The sequence below is a fragment of the Flavobacterium potami genome (assembly GCF_020026915.1).
Classification (GTDB): domain Bacteria; phylum Bacteroidota; class Bacteroidia; order Flavobacteriales; family Flavobacteriaceae; genus Flavobacterium; species Flavobacterium potami.
Genome location: NZ_JAINUY010000001.1, coordinates 724239 through 744297, shown reverse-complemented (window position 1 = coordinate 744297; position 20059 = coordinate 724239). Strand labels below are relative to the sequence as shown.

Here is a 20059-nt window from a genome sequence, read left to right as displayed (position 1 = left end):
GATAATGAAAGGATTATTATTAGTAAATTTAGGATCTCCCGAAAGTCCCGCGCCAAAAGATGTCAAACCGTATTTAGATGAATTTTTAATGGATAAATACGTGATCGATGTTCCGTATTTATTACGAGCTTTACTAGTTCGCGGCATTATTTTAAGAAAAAGACCAGAAGAATCTGCCCATGCTTACGCAAAAATCTGGTGGGAAGAAGGTTCACCATTAGTTGTGCTGTCAGAAAGAATGCAGAAAAAGGTTCAGCCTTTGGTAAATGTTCCTGTTTCCTTAGCAATGCGTTACGGAAGCATGACAATCGAAAAAGGACTTCAAGAATTGAGTGATAAAGGAGTTACAGATGTAATGCTTTTTCCTTTATATCCGCAATATGCAATGGCTTCGACTTTGACTATTTTAGTAAAAGCAGAAGAAATTCGCAAGAGGAAATTCCCACACATGAAATTTACAGATGTTCCGGCATTTTACAATAAACCAGATTATATCAAGAATTTAGCCGATTCAATTCAAAAACATTTAGTTGGTTTTGATTACGATCATTTGTTGTTTTCGTATCACGGAATTCCAGAACGTCACATTCGCAAAACCGATGTAACTAAATCGCATTGTAAAATTGATGGTTCTTGTTGTAATACGCCATCTCCGGCACATGAATTCTGCTACCGTCATCAATGTTACGAAACAACAAAACAAGTCATAAAATTATTAGGGCTTCCAGAAGATAAATACAGTTTGACATTTCAATCGCGTTTGGCGGGAGATAAATGGTTAGAACCGTATACCGATGTTGAAATTGATAACATGCCAGCAAAAGGAATCAAGAAATTAGCAGTTGTAACTCCAGCTTTCGTTTCGGATTGTTTAGAAACTTTGGAAGAAATCGCGATGCGTGCCAAAGAAGATTTTGAAGCAAATGGAGGAGAAGAGTTTTTGGCAATTCCATGTTTGAATGACGACGACCAATGGTGCCGGACAGTGAGTAAATGGATTAGGGACTGGTCTGAATAATCCTCAAAGGGCACTTCTATCAATCCATTAAATTAATCTGATGAGATTTGAAATATTTCTGATATGCTTTATACAACTGATTAATTCCTAAACCTATAAAAAATAAAGAGATCATATTACAAAATACAGACTGGAGCTGCTTTCAATTTTGCTACAAAAGATTAAAGCGATTTTTAAAGATATTTTACCATTCTAAGTTTTGTGGCAGAATTGTGGCACATAGCACTTTTGAAAACCAAATAGTCAACAAAACCAAAGATTAAGCTGTTTAGTTTCGAAACTTTTAGATTCAATAATAACTTGCCTTACTCACTTACAGATTTACGGAGCCTGCATAATCTAATAAATAAGAGCATATTTTTTATATAGTATGATTATATTCTTCTTTCAGATAGATACCTCATAAAAAAGAGCCAGTTACTTAATTGTAAGTATAGCTAGCTCTTCTTAAAGCAAATCACTGACATAGTATCAGCTAAGTAATAATTTTTAAATCTTCACTTTGTATTTTATCATCCACCACCGCTTCTTTTAGCAGTTGATATGGATTTTAATTTCTCTTGTGCCTCTTTAAGCTTCAAATAATTATCAATAGTAATTGGACCAGGATATAAGTTACTTTGTACTACATGAGGTGGATATTTTTCATAGGTTTTTGCAAATTCTCCAATAATGTTCTGAATAGTTGGCAAGAACCATGTTTTCTCTGTAAAGTTGTTCATGAATAAATCATAGCGCTCTTGCGGATCTGCCCATAAGTCAAATATTTGTGGTACAGTTGCTACATAACTCGCCGCCCCTTTCCAGCCTAAATTAGAATCTACCGCTAAACCTCCTGTCGCTTGTCCGTTATCACCACGTAAATTAAAGACTGCTTTGAATTTTCCAACTCTTATTGCTCCTGGCAATAATTCATCTTCTGTAAAATAAAACCACATTGTTCGTTTTGATTTACCCGTTCCAAATAAAACCGGAGACATGTCATAACTATCAAAAATTGTTGGTTTTCCTTCTCTGTCTACCGCCGGCAATTCCTGTCCAGACAAAGCGGCAAATGTTGCCATAAAATCAAGTGTTCCTAAAATGTCACTATTTTTAGTATTTGCTTTAATTTTTCCAGGCCACCATGCCAAAGTTGGAATACGGCTACCTCCTTCGCGATCCGTTCCTTTTGTTCCTCTAAACGGAGTGTAGCCACAATCAGGATAAACATCCTGCCATGTACCATTATCAACTGTATAAATGATTAAAGTATTTTCGGCTATACCAAGATTTCGAACTTCATCCATAATATGGCCAATTCTTGCGTCAAGTTCAACAATACAATCGGCGTATTTATTTTTACCTGCAGATTTTCCAGCATACTCTGGGTGAGGTAAATTAGGCTGGTGGTTTTTAGCAAAAGAAATTTCCATAAAAAAAGGCTTGTCTTTTTTCGCATTTTCTTTCAGCCATTTTAGAGATTCTTCTTCTGTATACTGATCCAAAAACGGAATCACTTTTCCATCTATTTTTCTAACTTCTCTATATGGTTTTCCAGCTTCTCCTTCTAAAGCACCTTTGGTTCCTTTAACCCATGTCGCTCTAATATCATCTGGCATGTCAGCATTCCAATCTGGATCTGTATATGTATAAGCATTTAAGTGATATAATGTTACATTTTTCATCACATCAAAACCTTGTGCAATTGGCATAGAATAATCTTCCTCGCCAAGATGCCATTTTCCGGCAAAAAAGGTATTATAATTTTTACGTTTTAATAAAGAAGCCAACGTCCATTCGGCTTTTGGCAAACCTCCGCCATCGCCAGGGAAAGCTACGGTTGTCATACCGCTACGGTTTGGAATTCTTCCTGTTATTAATGCTGCTCTTCCGGGCGTACAGCTTGGCTGTCCGTAAAAGGACCAAAACTGCATTCCTTCATTAGCCATGCGGTCAATATTAGGAGTTGCTGCTCCCCTTGCCTCCCCACCGCCATAAGGTCCTAAATCTCCCCATCCAGTATCATCTGATAATAAAATTATAATATTCGGGCTTTTCGCAGTTTGACCATTAATATAAACGCACGTAAATAGCGAAAGTACCAACATAAATAGTAAATGCTTTCTTCTTTTCATAATAGTAGATTTAAAGTTATACAACAGATTAAAAGATTTTCCTTGCATGGAATTATAAAATTGCTTTTGATTAATTTTATTCAAGCAGTCAACATTTAAAGCAACTATAAATTTAAATAAAGAGCCAATACCGATAAAAAGTAAATGGTTGCATTTTATAATTTGAAACAGTAAAGTGAAAAGTGGAACCAATTTTATATTCTTGAAAAATCAAATTTGAAAAGCAAAAATTTTAAAAAATAGTCTATTGAGTAATCAAAATAGAGTGATTTTTATGGTTGCTTTCAATTTGTCCAATAAAACCTAAGATATTTTAAAGATAGTTCTCCAATTTAAGTTTTATGGCAGAATCGTGGCACAGATAATTTGGAGTTGCCTCCAAAAGTGCCACAGAATGTTAAGGCGAATTTTGTCAATTTTTTCATCGAGATAAGTTAAGTGGCAGAATCGTGGCACTTCATAATTTTGTAAACTACAAATCCAGCAAAATCGAGGATTGTCGGCTTTAGGTTCGAAACTGTATTAAAAACATCCTACTGTCTTATATATTTCTTGTTGTTCAACCGATGCCAGAAATTGAGTTATTTCATGGCTTGTTTTTTTGAAACTATAATTATAAGGAAAAAAAGAATTAAATTTATAGTTTATGAAAAAGGCAAGAAACAAGCACACCGGAATTTAAGATTCTCATGTCCTCCATGAGCATCATCCGCCTTCAGACGAAACCAGCCAGTTCCCTCTTTTTTTTCCTGATTAAAAAAGCTTTTTTACCTTACTTACTATAGGACAAATTTACCCTAATGCTGCTTCGATTCCTTACAGTTTATGATTTTAAATTACATATTTTTTATATCCATCATACTGGCACTTCAAAACAGCAAACAATATCAGCTGCGGATCCGCACCCCGGTTAATTCTTTTTTGCCTCTCGCTGAAAGTCCCAGTTCCCGCATATAATTTCTAACCGTTTTACTAGATATCTTATGCCCGGCATGCCTTAGTTCCACAGCAATTCTTTCGCTCCCGTAACGTCTTTCAAATGCAAAGAAGAGTCTGGTTATTTCCTGATGCATCAAGATCTTTCTGCGCTTTGTTTCATTAAGCGGATTTTTTTTCCATTTATGATACCAGTACCTGCTGGCTCCTAAAACTTCGGTCATTAACCGGATGGAGTAGCGCTTTTCATTCTGCAGGATAAAATCATAAAGCACGTCTTTCTTCTTCGAAATGCAGCTGCCGGCATTTTTCAAGATTTCAAACTTCAGTTCTGCTTTTTTAATCTCTAGTTCCAGACTGGCAGCATAAAGATCTGCAGCACTTATTTTATTGTCCTGCTTCATATTCTAATCCCTGTTTCTAAGTAATAATCGTTATTAAACTGCTCTATCGTTTTATTATTCAGAGAGGTGTGAATTCTCTTTGTATTATACCAGTTTTCAATAAATTCATATATTTCCTGTCGCATCTTTCTGCGGGTAAATAAGCTATTTCTCGGATCTATTAACTCTCTTTTCAGCGAACTGAAAAAGCTTTCCGATACAGCATTGTCACAGCTGCATCCTTTACGGCTCATGCTTTTTATAAACTTATAGGAAGACAGCTCCTTAGAAAAGGCTCTGTTGGCGTACTGAACACCCCTGTCAGAATGAAAGATGAGCCCCTCAGCTGCAGTCCGGTTTGCCGCCGCCATTTTGAGAGCCGGCAGAGTAGTATTTTTACCGGCGAGACTTGAGCCCAGGTTCCAGCCTATTATTTTACGGTCATACAGATCAATAATGATGGTGAGATATAAAAAACCTTTTGTAGTCTGAAGATAGGTAATATCAGATGCCCATACCTGGGAGTGGGAATGCACCTGAAAGTTTCTGTCCAGGATATTTGGAGCTGTGTAATAAGTATGTTTAGAAGCCGTAGTAGGCTTAAATTTTCTTTTTTTTATGCGGCGCAGGCCTAACTCCCGCATGTAGAAAGAAACCCTTTCCTGACATATAACATAACCAAGCTTATGAAGTTCCTTTGTAATTTTATTGCGTCCGTAATGTTTTTTAAAATAAAAAAAAATTGATTTAAGATCTTCTTTAAAAAGAGCTGTCTGCTGCTGTTTTAAAGAAATGCCGTTTTTCTTCCACCTGTGGTATCTGCCGTAACCCACCTCCAAAATGCTGCACATTTTTAGTATGGAATAACTGCGCTCATTTTCTCTTATGAACTCATAAATCATTAAATTTCCCTGATAAAGATATGGTGATGCTTTTTTTAAAATTTCATATCTCAGGGCCGCTTCATTTAATTTCTTTTTTAAATTAAAAACTTTATGATCATCGGGATGATACCTGTCATATCCTATACCTGGAAAACTTCCCTGTCCGAATTTTTGATATTCTTTTCTCCATCTGCACAGCATGCTGGATCTTATTCCAAGTTCATCTGCTGCTGCTTGCAACGTATTTTTTTCATCGATTAAACCAACAGCTCTCTCTTTAAAAATGCGGTCATATCTTTTATATATTTTTGCCATAACTTAAAAATTTTTATCAGATTTCCGGTCAGTTGAAAACTAAGTTACTAAAATACATCATACTTTATCTTGAGCTGCTTTTAATTTTGCCGCAAGAAGCTAAGAGTTTTTTTATTTGAATTTATTTAGACATTTTATACAATTTAAAAAAAGGACAAAACAATCAATTTTATAAAAAATTACTTATATTTACAGCATAAAGAATTACAGCAGCAAAACAGCAGGACAAACCATTAAAAATCAAAACATTAGCAAAATAAATTAACAGTTTTATTTTTATGGCAAAATCGTGGCAACAACAGTTTTAAAATAAACATAACGCAGCAAATAAGCGGGATTCCAGACTTAAGTTCGAATCCTGCTCTCCCCACCAAAAAGTAAAACCTGCAAATCGTAAGATTAGCAGGTTTTTTTATTTTAAAGCAGTTTTCAGATCTTTAAAACGCACAATTTTTTTTGTGGTCGAATGGTGGTAAATTAGTTTGGAGTTATCTTTAATCTATCACAAAAAGTTAAGGTGCAATTTCTAGATCTTCAGCATCTTAATAAGACCCTTGCATCAAAAACAGGATTAAAGCCTTAAATAAGCGGCCAATTGAACAATATTATTATTTACATTGACATTTCTACCGTTGATATACTGATACATATATCCTAATTCTAAATCAAATTTTGGATTAAAACGCCATCCAAACGATGTATAAGCCCTGTTCTGATCAAAAAAGCCTCCATTGGTTAATGTTGGTGCATTGTCTAGATTTACAAAAAGCTCATCTTGAATCGATACGAAGGCGCCATCAGTGAAATTGTCGGTTTTTATCAATGGAAAAAGAGTTCGAAGAAAATAACGCAATCGTAAAGAAAACTCTGAACCATCATTTACTATTGCACCATTTTCAAAATAAGTTTTACCAATAAACCTCTCCTCTAACCTGACACGATGTTGTAGTGACGTAAAATGCCCGCCTTTAAATCTTTGATTGTAGATAAACTGCTCCCAGACACGATGTTCGGGTATCATATCTGAAACCATCTCTATCACTCGTCTATTCCCGATATAAGCATATCCGATAGTCAATACAATATTTTTAGAAGCATGATAATTTAATCCAGGTCGTATTATAAAACTTTGTAAATGCTCTATTTCGTCAGTGCTTCTAAGCTGTCCATCAAAATGAACGCTGAGCTTATCATTTAGTTTATAGGATGCAAAAACGGCTCCCCATCCTGTAAATGTATCATCTGTTTGGGCAGATAATATTACACTATAAAATAACAACATTAGCAAAAATGCTTTTCTACGCACCAAACCAGATATATCAACATCTAAAAAACATCTCATATAAACTTTTTATAAAAATTCAACTATACCAGTATGGAGATCATAATACCCTCCAATTATTTTTATCTCTCCCTTATCTTGCATTTCTTTAAGAATCGGGCTTTTCGCTTTAATATTTTCAATAGTATTCAATACGTTCTCCTTTGCCACCGCTTCAACAAAATCGGCATCTTTTGATGATTTTTCTCCTTTAAAATCCTTTACCCTGCCAATAGACGGTTTAATGTTAGCCAGCATTGGAGTAATATTGCCCAACTGAACATTATCTATTGCACCTTTGACAGCTCCGCAAGATTCATGCCCTAATACAAGTATGACTTTTGCACCAGAAACCTTACATCCAAATTCAAGACTACCCAAAATATCCGTATTGGAAAAATTCCCTGCTACCCTCGCAACAAATATATCTCCAATACCGCGGTCAAATACATCCTCTACTGGTATACGGCTATCCAAACATGACAACACCACAGCCTTTGGAAACTGCCCTTCGGTAGCATCTCTTACCATAGAAGAATGGTCTCGCAAAGTAAGATCATTGTTCGTAAAACGTTTATTGCCATCTTTAAGAGCTGTGATTACAGCGTCTGGACTAAGCGCACTCTGTTCAGCAGCCGTCAAAACCTTTTCACGAAGTACTGGCTGGCTCAACACAGGCTTAATACTATCTGAGCTTTTGTTTGCTTCTGCAGATTCTACAGGTTTCTCTTTACACGAAAATAAGACCATGGAAATTACCATGCAAAATATAATTTTTTTCATAGTTATAATTGTTTATTATTTCTGTTAAAAATACTAAACAATAACTTACAAAATAAAACATTAACCACTAAAAATCAAATATTTACAAATTAAGTAAATTTTATTTTGCTTTTATATCTTAAACTAAATTAAAACAACAAAAACTGCTGTAATTGAAATTTCACATACATCAAAAAAAGTAGATTGGAGTTCTCTGCAAATTTCCCGTAGCATTATGTACAATCTGCGATTAATGCTATTTCCCTATAAAAAGTTAAGACAGATCTAATTTAAAATTTTCCTTTTAAGAGTGTTATTCCTCCCTATAATGTTTTAGCAGATATCTAATCGAGGCAAGATGACCAAGCAGAACCATAGGCAAAATAAAAACAGGGTACCAGTCCTCTCTAGATAAATAATCTATTTTCTATAATTCTTACATTACAAAAAAGCTTAATAAACCAAAAAACAACAATTAAACAGAATAATTACCTTATTTAAAGTTAAATTTTGATTTATTAATCTTTAATATTGAAATTTGCAAGACAAAACAACTAAAACAATTAAATAAAATGGTCATGTTGGAAGATTCAAGAATAAACGGAAAGAAACATATGGAAAACACTCAGAATACAATCAAGAATGATTTTGTGTTCACGTTAAAGAGCACTTGTCTAGATGAAAACTACCATCCTTCAAGTGAAACGCGTCTGACAACCAATTTTGCAAATCTGGCTAGAGGTGCTAGCCGCCAGCAAAACTTACGCAATGCCTTAAATATGATTAACAATCGATTTAATGCATTGGCTCATTTGGATAATCCAAAAGCAGATCGTTATCTTGTAGAACTTGAAATCATCACAGTAACAATGAGTATTGATGATGAAAATGGTATTAATGATATGCCGTTGATTGAAGTTTTAAAAACGAATATTTTTGACCGAAAAACCAACCAGCGTATCGAGGGTATTGCTGGAAATAATTTCTCTTCTTACGTACGCGATTACGATTTCAGCATTTTATTGATTGAGCACAATAAAAATAAATCTAATTTTTGTATTCCTGAAAATTTTGGCGATCTACACGGAAAACTCTACAAATGCTTCGTGAATTCGGCTACTTATAAAGAACATTTTAAGATGTCACCGATTATTTGCCTTAGTGTATCGGGCAACAAAACTTATACCCGCACTGCATATCAGCATCCGGTTCTAGGTTTTGAATATGTGCAGGATCAGTATTCTATCACAGATGAATATTTCTCTAAAATGGGCTTAAAAGTTCGTTTTTTCATGCCTGAGAACAGTGTGGCACCGATGGCTTTTTATCATTCCGGAGATCTGCTTGCTGATTATACCGATCTTGGGTTAATCAGTTCAATCAGTACCATGGAGACTTTCCAGAAGATTTATCGCCCTGAAATTTACAATGCAAATTCAGCTGCTGGGAAAATCTTTCAGCCTAGCCTTAAGCACGAAGATTATTCACTTACGCGTGTTGTTTATGACCGCGAAGAGCGCAGCCGACTTGCCGTTGAACAGGGTAAATATGCAGAAGAGCATTTCATTAAGCCTTACAAAAATGTCTTAGAACAATGGTCTGCTAATTTCAATCTTTAATTAATACAAAACATTATAATTACTTTATTATGAAGAAAATATTATTGCCTACCTCTATTGTTGGAAGTTTACCTAAACCAGCTTGGCTTGCACCACCCGAAAAACTTTGGTCTCCTTGGAAATTAGAAGGCGATCAGCTGCTTGAAGGGAAACAGGATGCCTTGCGCATTTCTTTGCATGAACAGCAATTGGCAGGTGTAGATATAATTAGTGATGGTGAGCAGACACGCCAGCATTTTGTAACCACTTTTATAGAACATCTTAGTGGTGTAGATTTTGAAAATCGTAAAACGGTAAGAATTCGTGACCGTTACGATGCAAGTGTTCCTATGGTTGTAGATCAGATTGCACGCCAGAAAGCAGTTTTTGTCGAAGATGCCAAATTTTTACGCAAACAGACTAACAAACCTATAAAATGGGCTTTACCAGGCCCAATGACAATGGTAGATACGTTATACGACAACCATTATAAAAGCCGAGAAAAATTGGCGTGGGAATTTGCAAAAGTACTTAATGAAGAAGCAAGAGAACTGCAAGACGCAGGTGTAGATATTATCCAGTTTGATGAACCAGCATTTAATGTGTTCTTTGATGAAGTCAACGATTGGGGAATGGCAGCATTAGAAAAAGCCATTGAAGGTTTAAAGTGCCAAACTGCAGTACATGTATGTTACGGTTACGGAATACAAGCTAATAATGACTGGAAAAAGACATTGGGATCAGAGTGGCGACAATACGAAGAGATTTTCCCAAAAATTCAAAAGTCTAAAATTGATATTGTGTCTTTAGAATGCCATAATTCTAAGGTACCTCTTAATCTAATTGAACTCGTTCGCGGTAAAAAAGTGATGGTAGGAGCTATCGATGTAGCAACAAACACTATTGAATCACCGGAAGAAGTGGCCAATACGCTGCGTAAAACTCTAGAGTTTGTAGATGCCGAAAATCTTTACCCTTCGACAAACTGCGGTATGGCTCCGTTATCTCGTAATGTGGCAATAGGCAAGTTAAATGCTTTAGCTGCTGGCGCAGAAATTATACGTAAAGAACTTGGAGTAACAGCCCCAACGTATTAATTGGAAAATGATATTCTTTTAACACTTGCTTACTGTTTCTGTGTGCCAAAGAAAAGAGGCGCAGCAAAACAACGTACTCAAATAGCGATATGAAACTTCTAGAAAAAACGCAGTTAGGTGGTATTAGCCTAAAAAACAGAGTGGCAATGGCAGCAATGACCAGAGGTCGCACAGATATAAATGGCTTAGTGGGCGATATTACAGTAGAATACTACTCCCAAAGGGCAAGCGCTGGACTGCTGTTTACCGAATCGATCAGAATCAGTGAAGAAGCTACTGGCAGTCCGCTCACTCCAGGTATTTTCACGAGTGAACAAATAGAAGCTTGGAAAAAAGTTACCGCGGCGGTACACGATAAAGGCGGTATTATTATAGCCCAGCTTTGGCACACTGGTCGCGTGGGACATTCTACAGATAGAAACGGCGAGCTCCCTTTTGCACCATCACCTGTGCCTATCAAGGGAATGCGACATTTTACTTCTGAAGGTATGAAGGATTATGAAATACCACAGGAAATGACAATCCCGGAAATCAAAAAGACTATAGAGGACTTCGGCCAAGCTGCAAAAAATGCCATAGCGGCAGGGTTTGATGGAGTTCAGCTTCATGCTGCCAATGGATATTTACCCAGCCAGTTCTTAGCTGAAAGTTCGAATCAAAGGACGGATGATTATGGCGGCAGTATTCCTAAAAATGCCCGTTTTGTACTGGAGGTAATGCAGGAATTAATCAGTTCGGTTGGAAGTGAAAAGGTGGGCATTAAAATATCTCCTTTCAATCCTTATGGAGATATAGCGCTGGATAATCCTGTTAGTACCTATATTTATCTGATTGAAGAACTGAACAAACTGGATTTTGCCTATGTTGAACTCATGCGTCGAAACCCCAATTTCGCTTTGCCTGAAAATTGTGGTTTTGAGTGTGAGATTGGATTATTTGGCAGTAAGATTCGCCAGACAGTTATTGCTAATGCAGGATATGACAAAGCTTCAGCCGAAGCAGAACTTGAAAAAGGTATTGCAAAGCTGATTTCCTTTGGTAAATTATACATCTCAAATCCTGACCTGACCGAAAGATTTGAAAAAAATGCTGCGCTTACTGAGCCAGACAGGACAACAATGTATGGAGGCGGGAAACAGGGTTATACTGATTATCCTCTTTTGAATGAATAAAATTCTAAATAATCTAAAAAGATAATTAAAACTGAAGCAATATTACAAATAATGCTTCTCTCATCCTTGCAGTATAAAGGATGAGAGAAGCAGCTTCATCAACAGGTCAATTATCAACAACGTTTAACTCTGGTCCGCTATTGGAGATTCTTTTCGTCGAGCCATACGCTGAGCAATGATACTGGCAGCAATCAATTGAAAAGCATGATAAAGCATGAGTGGCAGTAATACAATACCGGTGATGGTACTATGCTGAAAGAGCACTTTTGACATTACGGTACCGTGTACCAATGACTTTTTAGATCCACAAAATAAGACCGTAATACGATCCTCATCTGAAAAACCAAATAAGCGGCTGAATAGTCCAACACAAAGGAATACAGCAAAAAATAAGCCCATCATACCTGCGGCTAGTCCAGCAAGTTCAAGTCCAGTAAAGCCTTCAAAAAGATGCTCAGAGAATGACTTGCAAAAAGACGTGTAAATAATGGTCAGGATAATTCCCTGATCGAAATATTTAAGCTGTTTCTTATATTTTTCGGCAACTGCACCAAAACGCGAGTTAAGGCTGATGCCGATGATAACAGGCAGTAAAACTTGAAAAATCAGCTTTATGAAGATATCAGTGGCATCAAAGCCACCTGTTGCAGAAGCGATAAACAGCCCAACCCAAAGCGGTGTCACCACTACTCCTATCAAACTGGAAATACTTGCATTGAAAATCGCCGCAGAAATGTTACCTCTGGCAATGGAAACCATGACCACGGAAGAAGAAACTGTGGAAGGTAAAGCCGCCAGAAAAAACACACCTAACCATAGCAGCTCAAATCCGTTGCTTAACAACAAAGGACGAAATGCCAAAACGATGAGCGGAAAAAACAAAAAGGTAGTCAACTGCACGACAATGTGCATTTTCCAATTGGCAAGTCCGGCTTTTAGTTTCTCAACACTTAATCGCACGCCATAAAACAAGAAAATAAACGATACACCTATATTGGCAATCTCTTCTAGAGATACAGGTTCTTTTACCATGCCAGGCTTTGGCAAAAAATAAGCCAGCAGAATCATGGTTCCAATCATTAACAGGAAACCGTCGAAACCTGCTTTACTTAATAAATTTGATAACTTCTTCAATGTAAATGTGCTTTTAATATATTCTTCCATTTAAACAAACTGAATTCTATTCAGCTTAATTCTCCAAGCAAAGTTATCTTATACAACTAAAAAAGCTAACCAACATTCCCACTTAAGAGAATTCAGCTGTTTTACAACACAAAACAAGTGTAATTTACTTTTTTGAATGTATCTTTGAAACTTAAATAGATTTTTAAACTATGGAAGAACTAGATACTACAGATTTACTTTTACTGAAAATATTGGGAAACAATTCCAGCTATACCATCAAGGAACTTGCATCTCAAGTAAACTTGTCTCCCACTCCTGTTTTGCAGCGTGTAAAAAGACTGGAAAATAACGGATACATCAAAAAATACATTGCCTTAATAGACCATGAAAAATTTGGTCATGGATTTATTGTTTTCTGTAATATAAAGCTCAAACAGCATGACCGCAATATCGGTAACAGTTTTGTAGAAGATATTATGAAAATCGATGAAGTGGTGGAATGTTATAATATTTCAGGTGATTATGATTTTATTTTGAAAGTATTCGCCAAGGACATGAAACATTATCAGAATTTCGTCTTCAATAAATTAGGATCTGTTACAAGTATTGGCAGTACGCAGAGTACTTTTGTAATGTCGGAGATAAAAAATCTGCATAATATTTCCATCTAAAAAAGTGGACTTTACATCATCTCTCCCACAAAAAATTAAGGCTAATTTTATCGTTTTTTAATCTATCTCCGTTTTGTGCTGAATCGTGCAGTTTGATTTTGGAAAGGATGTGCAAAACTGTTCTTGTTGTATACACCAGATCATCGAATCATAATATTGCTACTGTATGTCGAGTCAGCTGAGTTGTGCTTCGAGAATTACCGTGATATACCTATCAACAACCACAAAACATCAATGAAATCAGGTATTGTCTTCTTTATAGGACATTGTTAATTTTACTGTAAACCAATAAAACTATCCTATGACAAAGAAAGTCCACAATAGCAATGATCCAAAAAAAACAATATCTCTGATCCATAAAACAGCCCGTCTGGTTAGACAGCTTTTATCTATTTCCCTAATAGCCATAATCTTCTCAGCCTGTTCAAGTGATGACAACGGTTCGGATAACAATAATTCGGACTATTATTTGAAAGCCTCTCTAAATGGTCAAGCTATGACTTTTTATAATGTCAATTTTCAGGGCAGCGGCGATGACAATCGTTTTTCGCATATTACAATCGCAGGATTTGAAGACCATTACCCAACAGCACAAGGCACGGCTCCCAACTCAGTGGATTTTGAAATTTGGAGAACGGGAGGCGACATCAAAGCCGGTACCTATTCCACTCCTACAGAGCCCGAAATGGTATCACGTTATGCTGTACAGACTTCCAATGGCACCATTGTGTATAGCACACAGGCATTTAATGATATTTTTACGGTAAAAATCGAATCCATCAGTAAAAATGGTATCAAAGGTACCTTTTCAGGAAAGCTCCGCAATCTGGAATCAGGTAAAGCCATTGAAGTTACGGAAGGAAGCTTCAACCTTCCCTATGAAGACATCATCAATCCATAGAAAAAAATCAATTTTCTTCATCTTCAATTGTTTAAGTTTTACGCAGAATCGTGTCACGCTAATTTTAAAAATTAAAAATACAGGAAATATATGGGTTTCCAACCTTAGGTTCGAATCCTGCTCTTCCCTCTAAAATAAAAAACCTGCAAATCGAAAGATCCGCAGGTTTTTGCTTCTACTGCATTTTCAGATTTTATAAAACTGTACAAAATCTTTATAGCAGAATCGTAGCAGATCAAACTTGGACTTGATACTTTTTCTTCCACAAAAAATAAATTTGGTTAAAAACCTCAACAATTACACTAAATTCAACTAAAAAAATATAATTACATAAAAATCTTTATCGAAGAGATTAAACTCATAATTAGACTACAAGTATTTACAATTCTTTTACTTTATAAAAGGATTTTATTTAAAATTCCAAGCATTAACAAATCATAAATCAGAAGTTTAAAAATCACAAAAAAAGCAACATGGAAAAACAATTCTTTCCTGTTGGGTTTGAATTCGTATATTCGGCCTTTATTTTGAAAAAAGAGAATGATTGCAAATTTGAATGAAAAAAAATCCTATCCTTGGATTGTTGTTGCCTTCCTATGGTTTGTTGCTTTATTGAATTATTTAGACCGACAAATGCTCTCCACTATGAAATCTGCAATGATGGATGATATTCCTGAATTGGCTAAAGCTGAAAATTTTGGTCTTTTGATGGCTATTTTCCTTTGGATATATGCGCTTATGAGCCCAGTTTCAGGAATTATAGCAGACCGGTTTAACCGAAAAAGAATAATTATAGGAAGTCTTTTTATCTGGTCAGGAGTTACTATGGCGATGGGTTATGCTACAACTTTCAATCAGATTTATATTTTGCGTGGCATTATGGGTTTCAGCGAAGCTTTTTACATTCCTGCCGCATTATCCTTAATTACAGATTATCATCAGGAAAAAACACGCTCTTTTGCAATTGCGATTCATACAACCGGAATTTATTTAGGACAGGCACTTGGTGGTTTTGGAGCCACTATTTCTAAGCATTTTTCTTGGCATTTCAGCTTTCACTCTGTAGGGTTACTTGGAGTAGTTTATAGTTTAGTACTCCTGTTTTTTTTACAGGAAAAGAAAGCCTACTTTTTTGATCCTTCCAAAAAATCATCTATCAGATCTGAATTCAGGCAAATGTTTAAAGGATTGGGATTATTGTTCAGCAATATCTCGTTTTGGGTTTTACTCTTTTATTTCGCTGCACCAAGTTTACCGGGTTGGGCGGCCAAAAACTGGTTACCCACCTTATTTACCGAAACTTTAAATTTAGACATGTCCCTAGCTGGACCAATGGCAACAGTAACTATTTCAATGTCTTCCTTTTTTGGAGTTTTAATTGGAGGTGCGATTTCAGACAGATGGGTAATGAAACAACTTAAAGGTCGAATTTACACCAGTGCTATTGGGTTGTTTCTTACCATTCCGGCATTATTTTTATTTGGCTATTGCTGCAATATAGAGGCTATTATTTTTGGCGCTATCCTTTTTGGACTTGGTTTTGGAATATACGACACCAACAATATGCCGATTCTAAGTCAGTTTGTTGCGCCGCGCTACAGGGCTACCGGATACGGAATTATGAATTTTGTAGGTATTTCTGCCGGAGCTGTGATTACCGAGTTTTTAGGAAAAGCGGCTGATAATGGAGGAATGAGACACGTTTTTATACTACTCTTATTTGTGGTGGTTACTGCCATTGTTTTACAACTGTTTATCTTGCGTCCAAAAACTATAGATATGACTGAGGAAAACGAAGTTTGAGATTGCCGAAATATAAAGTTTAAATCATAGCGGAGAATTTTCTGGGATTATAGGTATAACTGACTGGAGTTGTCTTCAATTTTAGTATTCTTTTTAGCAATTTACAAGCTCAACTACTTTTAATGCAAAAAATCCTAACTACTATTAAGTATCCAAAAAAGGCTGTCTAAAAAAATTATAGACGGACTTTTTTACATATTTATTTAGAATTCTAATTCTATTTTTTTTTATAAGTCCTTTATAATATATAACTTAGTAAATAAAGTTGGTGAAAATTAATTTTACCAGCATCAATGACCTAAGATTTAGAGAATATTTTTTTTCTATAAAAACAATCTATAAAACATAATAATCATGAGGATTGGTATTTTTTTTCTAACAGCATTTCTATTCGTAACTATAAGCTCCTGTAAGTCATCTAAAGCAGCTGATTTTAATGATTCGCTCGTTCGAGCCGAACGCAGAGCCTTTGAGATTATTGTCGGAAAAGAAGGTTCTGGTGAAAAGAAACTGAAATATCTAGAAAAAGACGATTACAAAAATGCCTTAAAAACCGTAGATCAGCAGGCGAAAGAGTTTGATTCACTTATTGCTGATATCCAGAAACTTTCTACCGACGGCATTCCTGAAGGAGAGCAATTAAAAACTGCTTCGCTTGCCTATTACCAATCACTTAAAGAACTTCATGTATATGATAGAAAAGAAATAGAACAGCAGGCACTTCTTCGATCATTAAAAGATGATGAACTAAAGAATGCTCAAGACAAGCTGTTAACATTAGCAAGACAGAAAAAAACGCTTTATAATGCAGTATATGAAAAAGAAGCTCTTCTTCATACTGCTTCTGAAGCTTTTAAAACGGCCAATAGCTTTTAGTTAAAATATTTCTTTACATATGCCTCTCTGCAATATCCTAATTTATTCATTAGTAATAGATTTTGTCTTATTGGTATGGGTATAATATATCGCCATACCCGTAAAAAGCAAGCCTCCAACGATATTTCCGGCAGTAACTATCAGCTGATTATAAAACCACCAATCACTAATACTTACTTTAGCGCCAAACATCATCCCTGCCGGAATTACAAACATATTGACAACTGCATGTTCATACCCCAATGCAAAAAAGATAAAAATTGGAATACCTGCTGCTAATATTTTTCCTAATGTTGATTTTGAAGTCATGGACATAATTACTCCCATACAAACCATCCAATTACAGAGAATTGCTTTCACAAAAGCAGAAAAGAGTCCCAACATTCCGTGACCCGCATAACCAATAGTTTTTTTCTCACTGATTTTGATTATCGCCTGCTCAATTAACCCTAATTCTTTTATCTGCCCTGTCTCTGTACTAGCTGCCCAAAACAAAACGGCAAACAATAAGCTTCCAATTAAATTACCGATAAATACCCAACTTAGATTTTTAAGCATTTTAGAACCCGAAATTTTACCCTCAAGCCAAGCTAACGGTACTAATGAAAAACTTCCTGTAACTAATTCAAGACCAAGGATAACAATAATTACAAATCCGACAGGAAACACAAATGCACCAATTAGACTTAGTGAAGTTTGTGTCGTCGCCATCAAGGCTAGAGCAACAGAAATTGCTAGCAGAGCGCCCGATAGTGCTCCTCTAATTAATAAATCCTTAATGCTTAATTTCGATTTATTGATTGCTGTTGCCATCATATTTTCTGCAACCTCATGAGGTGTTATATAGTCCATCATATTTTTAAAAATTTAGATTAATTATTCATTTACCGATTTAACTTCAAAAAGCTATACGTACAAATATAAGTATTAATACTTAATAAAAATACGTATTTACAGATGTTTTTTAATATTTTAATTACGTACTCTATTAATACACTAAATTATTTTGAGCTTTTTTAAAATAAAAATGGCGATGTAAACTATACATCGCCATTTTTATTTGCGCCCATTGAGAAATATTCTCAGAGGATATTTATAAAAAAAGAGCAGTTTTAAGCTGCTCTTTTTTGCTCTTGTCTATTTTGAAACTATCTTCCAGCTGTCGAAAGTACAGTCGTATTTATGACCTAACTGACACATATCTGTAACCCATTTACTTAGAGACTCATGCATCATTCTAATCTTTTTTGTTCTCCCTGAGATTACAAAAAGACTTTTATCATGAGAAGCCGTTCCGTAATTTACTATGAAATCCATATTCTTCATCTCTGTTTCTAAAATCTGTGCTTTTTCAACAGTATCTGAGAAAAAGAAATAATCAATTTTTAATTCATCTTCTTCTTCAACACCAATGTCACGAAGACTTACAAGAGATTCCGTTGCAATTCTGTAATGTCTGTCCAGATTTGCGTTTAAATCATTTTCAGATAGCGTTCTTTTCTTTTTAGGTTTTAGAAAACTTAAGATATTCATTTTATGGCGTATTATTTTAGATTACTTTTTTAAACAAACATATATAATTATCATATCACAACGAAGCTGGTAATAAAAACTTAACATTGAAGTAGATATGCGAATGCTCAGCGCTGGCGAAAGTCAATTTTTTTAATTTAAACATTAAGATTTATTTAAATTTTTGTTTACGATACAGTCCTCAAATATTATGGCTATCGTAGTTCCTCTGTTTGCCTCGCTTTCTATTTGAAGTTTGCAGTTAATTTTTTCTGCTAAATTCTGAACAAGTTGCAGACCAACACCAATTCCTTTCTCATTAGCTGTTCCTCTTCTTGTAAAATAATTATTCTCTAGTATCAGCGCAATCATTTCAGGAGTCATACCAATACCATTATCCTTAATAATCAATTTATTTGCTGTGGCAGATATAAAGATTGTCCCATCTTTTGGTGTAAACTTAATTGAGTTTGAAATTAAATTCCGAACAATTATCGTTAGAATTTCAGCATCGATAAACAAATTCCCGAGTTCATTTACCTCTATGAAGATTTGGATATTCTTGCTTTCTAGGGCCGATTTGTAAATTTTAAGGACGTTTTCTAGTATTAAATTAATATCTACAATTGAATCATTGTGCTGCATCGTATTAAAATTCATTCTCGCCCAAGTAAAAGTCGTATCAAGCAATTTTAAAACTTCTGTCGATTGTTCTTTAACGCGCCCCATTAACGACACAAATTCTTGTTGTGATATTTCAGATTGTTCTGCCAGAAAGGAAATTGCAATAAGATTAGAAATAGGGCTTTTTAGATCATGACCTAAAATAGATAACATTCTGTCGTTGTTGACATTTGTCCTTTTTAATTTTTCCTGCAGCAATACATCACTGTTTATATTTACAAAAGCGGTAATATGCAATCCATTTATAATTGATTCTTTGATTTCATACCATTTCTTCTCGCCTGATTTACAAGTGAGTTGCGCTTTAATTTTTACAAATCGTTTCCCTTTTTCTTTTACAGCTATCTGTCTCAATTTCCATTGTTCTTCGATATCTTTTCTATAGTTTTCTTCTGGATATAGCAATTCAGTAAGTTTCTGTGTATTTGAAGCATCAGACAATTGGTAGCCGATTTTATTTACAAAATTTTGATTGAAAAACAAGCAGGCATTTTCAGTTTGCATATCCTCAGAAATCATTATAGGATACGGCAGCAGATCAACAAGCTTTTTTAATTCAGAAGTCGAAACTTCAAAACTTTCTTCAATACACATAAAATCCATCATAACTGTAAATTAATAGACATTCAGTACTATTTTATTTTTCCAAATAATTCTTGATGATTAAACAACTATAAAAACAAAATCATAAACACAAACCCCTACATTTAACTAAAACATTAAATTAGTCATTATTTATGTGTTAATAAATTGCGCGCAAATCTATATATTTCTATATGTATTTCAATGTTAAGTTTTTACAAACAGGAATAGAATCGCTAAAAACGCTATCCTCAGGAAAAACAATGTCAAAACAAAGAAGTAGTCTTACAAAAAAAACACTA

Annotated in this window: 18 protein-coding genes; 8 read left to right on the top strand and 10 right to left on the bottom strand. The window is 35.1% G+C overall.

Translation table 11 applies throughout. The annotated features are described in order from the left end of the window. Positions 1 to 4: 4 nt before the first annotated feature. Positions 5 to 1018 (top strand): ferrochelatase, encoded by a 1014-nt coding sequence (gene hemH / locus K6T82_RS03205; protein ID WP_223704573.1) that lies wholly within the window; start codon positions 5 to 7, stop codon positions 1016 to 1018. A gap of 512 nt (positions 1019 to 1530) precedes the next feature. Here the strand turns inward: hemH and K6T82_RS03200 are convergent. From K6T82_RS03200 to K6T82_RS03180, 5 genes are all read right to left on the bottom strand, one after another. Further along, entirely contained in the window at positions 1531 to 3135 is a 1605-nt protein-coding gene (locus K6T82_RS03200; RefSeq protein WP_223704572.1) for an arylsulfatase, read from the bottom strand. Positions 3136 to 4022: 887 nt separating this feature from the next. After that, entirely contained in the window at positions 4023 to 4475 is a 453-nt protein-coding gene (locus tag K6T82_RS03195; protein ID WP_223704571.1) for an IS3 family transposase, read from the bottom strand. Beyond that, complete coding sequence (locus K6T82_RS03190) at positions 4472 to 5653, bottom strand: IS3 family transposase (protein ID WP_223704570.1); 1182 nt, start codon at positions 5651 to 5653, stop codon at positions 4472 to 4474. Before K6T82_RS03190 ends, K6T82_RS03195 begins: the two co-directional genes overlap by 4 nt. A gap of 571 nt (positions 5654 to 6224) precedes the next feature. Continuing rightward, positions 6225 to 6995: a DUF2490 domain-containing protein gene (locus K6T82_RS03185; RefSeq protein WP_223704569.1), complete on the bottom strand. Its 771-nt coding sequence runs from the start codon at positions 6993 to 6995 to the stop codon at positions 6225 to 6227. 9 nt (positions 6996 to 7004) lie between these two features. After that, on the bottom strand, positions 7005 to 7757 hold the full coding sequence (locus tag K6T82_RS03180; protein ID WP_223704568.1) for a carbonic anhydrase family protein: 753 nt from the start codon (positions 7755 to 7757) through the stop codon (positions 7005 to 7007). Positions 7758 to 8314: 557 nt separating this feature from the next. On the opposite strand from K6T82_RS03180, the gene K6T82_RS03175 reads away from it, so the two are divergent. The 3 genes from K6T82_RS03175 (at position 8315) to K6T82_RS03165 (ending at position 11603) form a co-directional block, all read left to right on the top strand. Continuing rightward, positions 8315 to 9355: a DUF1852 domain-containing protein gene (locus tag K6T82_RS03175; protein ID WP_223704567.1), complete on the top strand. Its 1041-nt coding sequence runs from the start codon at positions 8315 to 8317 to the stop codon at positions 9353 to 9355. A 29-nt stretch (positions 9356 to 9384) separates the two neighbouring features. Further along, complete coding sequence (locus tag K6T82_RS03170) at positions 9385 to 10431, top strand: methionine synthase (protein ID WP_223704566.1); 1047 nt, start codon at positions 9385 to 9387, stop codon at positions 10429 to 10431. Positions 10432 to 10520: 89 nt separating this feature from the next. Next, complete coding sequence (locus K6T82_RS03165) at positions 10521 to 11603, top strand: alkene reductase (RefSeq protein ID WP_223704565.1); 1083 nt, start codon at positions 10521 to 10523, stop codon at positions 11601 to 11603. A 123-nt stretch (positions 11604 to 11726) separates the two neighbouring features. Here the strand turns inward: K6T82_RS03165 and K6T82_RS03160 are convergent, their stop codons facing one another. Further along, positions 11727 to 12767 carry a bile acid:sodium symporter family protein gene (locus K6T82_RS03160; RefSeq protein ID WP_223704564.1) on the bottom strand — a complete coding sequence of 347 codons (1041 nt, stop codon included), beginning with the start codon at positions 12765 to 12767 and terminating at the stop codon, positions 11727 to 11729. Positions 12768 to 12937: 170 nt separating this feature from the next. Between K6T82_RS03160 and K6T82_RS03155 the strand changes: the two genes are divergently transcribed. After that, entirely contained in the window at positions 12938 to 13399 is a 462-nt protein-coding gene (locus tag K6T82_RS03155) for an Lrp/AsnC family transcriptional regulator (protein ID WP_223704563.1), read from the top strand. Between the two features lie 301 nt (positions 13400 to 13700). Next, positions 13701 to 14300: a hypothetical protein gene (locus K6T82_RS03150; protein WP_223704562.1), complete on the top strand. Its 600-nt coding sequence runs from the start codon at positions 13701 to 13703 to the stop codon at positions 14298 to 14300. A 104-nt stretch (positions 14301 to 14404) separates the two neighbouring features. Here K6T82_RS03150 and K6T82_RS03145 read toward each other — a convergent pair whose 3' ends face one another. Next, complete coding sequence (locus K6T82_RS03145) at positions 14405 to 14566, bottom strand: hypothetical protein (RefSeq protein WP_223704561.1); 162 nt, start codon at positions 14564 to 14566, stop codon at positions 14405 to 14407. A gap of 274 nt (positions 14567 to 14840) precedes the next feature. Between K6T82_RS03145 and K6T82_RS03140 the strand changes: the two genes are divergently transcribed. Both K6T82_RS03140 and K6T82_RS03135 read left to right on the top strand, forming a co-directional pair. Further along, entirely contained in the window at positions 14841 to 16103 is a 1263-nt protein-coding gene (locus tag K6T82_RS03140; RefSeq protein WP_223704559.1) for an MFS transporter, read from the top strand. A 354-nt stretch (positions 16104 to 16457) separates the two neighbouring features. After that, positions 16458 to 16979 (top strand): hypothetical protein, encoded by a 522-nt coding sequence (locus tag K6T82_RS03135; protein ID WP_223704558.1) that lies wholly within the window; start codon positions 16458 to 16460, stop codon positions 16977 to 16979. A gap of 42 nt (positions 16980 to 17021) precedes the next feature. Here the strand turns inward: K6T82_RS03135 and K6T82_RS03130 are convergent, their stop codons facing one another. The 3 genes from K6T82_RS03130 to K6T82_RS03120 form a co-directional block, all read right to left on the bottom strand. Next, complete coding sequence (locus K6T82_RS03130) at positions 17022 to 17834, bottom strand: formate/nitrite transporter family protein (protein ID WP_223704557.1); 813 nt, start codon at positions 17832 to 17834, stop codon at positions 17022 to 17024. A gap of 282 nt (positions 17835 to 18116) precedes the next feature. Then, on the bottom strand, positions 18117 to 18512 hold the full coding sequence (locus K6T82_RS03125) for a ribonuclease E inhibitor RraB (RefSeq protein ID WP_223704556.1): 396 nt from the start codon (positions 18510 to 18512) through the stop codon (positions 18117 to 18119). Positions 18513 to 18656: 144 nt separating this feature from the next. Then, the gene (locus K6T82_RS03120; RefSeq protein ID WP_223704554.1) at positions 18657 to 19781 is read right to left on the bottom strand and encodes a sensor histidine kinase; all 1125 of its coding nucleotides are present in this window, start codon (positions 19779 to 19781) and stop codon (positions 18657 to 18659) included. Between the last annotated feature and the right edge of the window lie 278 nt (positions 19782 to 20059).

Coding starts and splice junctions, on each gene's coding strand:
- hemH (WP_223704573.1), top strand. CDS start 5: ATGAAAGGATTATTATTAGTAAATTTAGGATCTCCCGAAAGTCCCGCG.
- K6T82_RS03200 (WP_223704572.1), bottom strand. CDS start 3,135: ATGAAAAGAAGAAAGCATTTACTATTTATGTTGGTACTTTCGCTATTT.
- K6T82_RS03195 (WP_223704571.1), bottom strand. CDS start 4,475: ATGAAGCAGGACAATAAAATAAGTGCTGCAGATCTTTATGCTGCCAGT.
- K6T82_RS03190 (WP_223704570.1), bottom strand. CDS start 5,653: ATGGCAAAAATATATAAAAGATATGACCGCATTTTTAAAGAGAGAGCT.
- K6T82_RS03185 (WP_223704569.1), bottom strand. CDS start 6,995: ATGAGATGTTTTTTAGATGTTGATATATCTGGTTTGGTGCGTAGAAAA.
- K6T82_RS03180 (WP_223704568.1), bottom strand. CDS start 7,757: ATGAAAAAAATTATATTTTGCATGGTAATTTCCATGGTCTTATTTTCG.
- K6T82_RS03175 (WP_223704567.1), top strand. CDS start 8,315: ATGTTGGAAGATTCAAGAATAAACGGAAAGAAACATATGGAAAACACT.
- K6T82_RS03170 (WP_223704566.1), top strand. CDS start 9,385: ATGAAGAAAATATTATTGCCTACCTCTATTGTTGGAAGTTTACCTAAA.
- K6T82_RS03165 (WP_223704565.1), top strand. CDS start 10,521: ATGAAACTTCTAGAAAAAACGCAGTTAGGTGGTATTAGCCTAAAAAAC.
- K6T82_RS03160 (WP_223704564.1), bottom strand. CDS start 12,767: ATGGAAGAATATATTAAAAGCACATTTACATTGAAGAAGTTATCAAAT.
- K6T82_RS03155 (WP_223704563.1), top strand. CDS start 12,938: ATGGAAGAACTAGATACTACAGATTTACTTTTACTGAAAATATTGGGA.
- K6T82_RS03150 (WP_223704562.1), top strand. CDS start 13,701: ATGACAAAGAAAGTCCACAATAGCAATGATCCAAAAAAAACAATATCT.
- K6T82_RS03140 (WP_223704559.1), top strand. CDS start 14,841: ATGATTGCAAATTTGAATGAAAAAAAATCCTATCCTTGGATTGTTGTT.
- K6T82_RS03135 (WP_223704558.1), top strand. CDS start 16,458: ATGAGGATTGGTATTTTTTTTCTAACAGCATTTCTATTCGTAACTATA.
- K6T82_RS03130 (WP_223704557.1), bottom strand. CDS start 17,834: ATGATGGACTATATAACACCTCATGAGGTTGCAGAAAATATGATGGCA.
- K6T82_RS03125 (WP_223704556.1), bottom strand. CDS start 18,512: ATGAATATCTTAAGTTTTCTAAAACCTAAAAAGAAAAGAACGCTATCT.
- K6T82_RS03120 (WP_223704554.1), bottom strand. CDS start 19,781: ATGATGGATTTTATGTGTATTGAAGAAAGTTTTGAAGTTTCGACTTCT.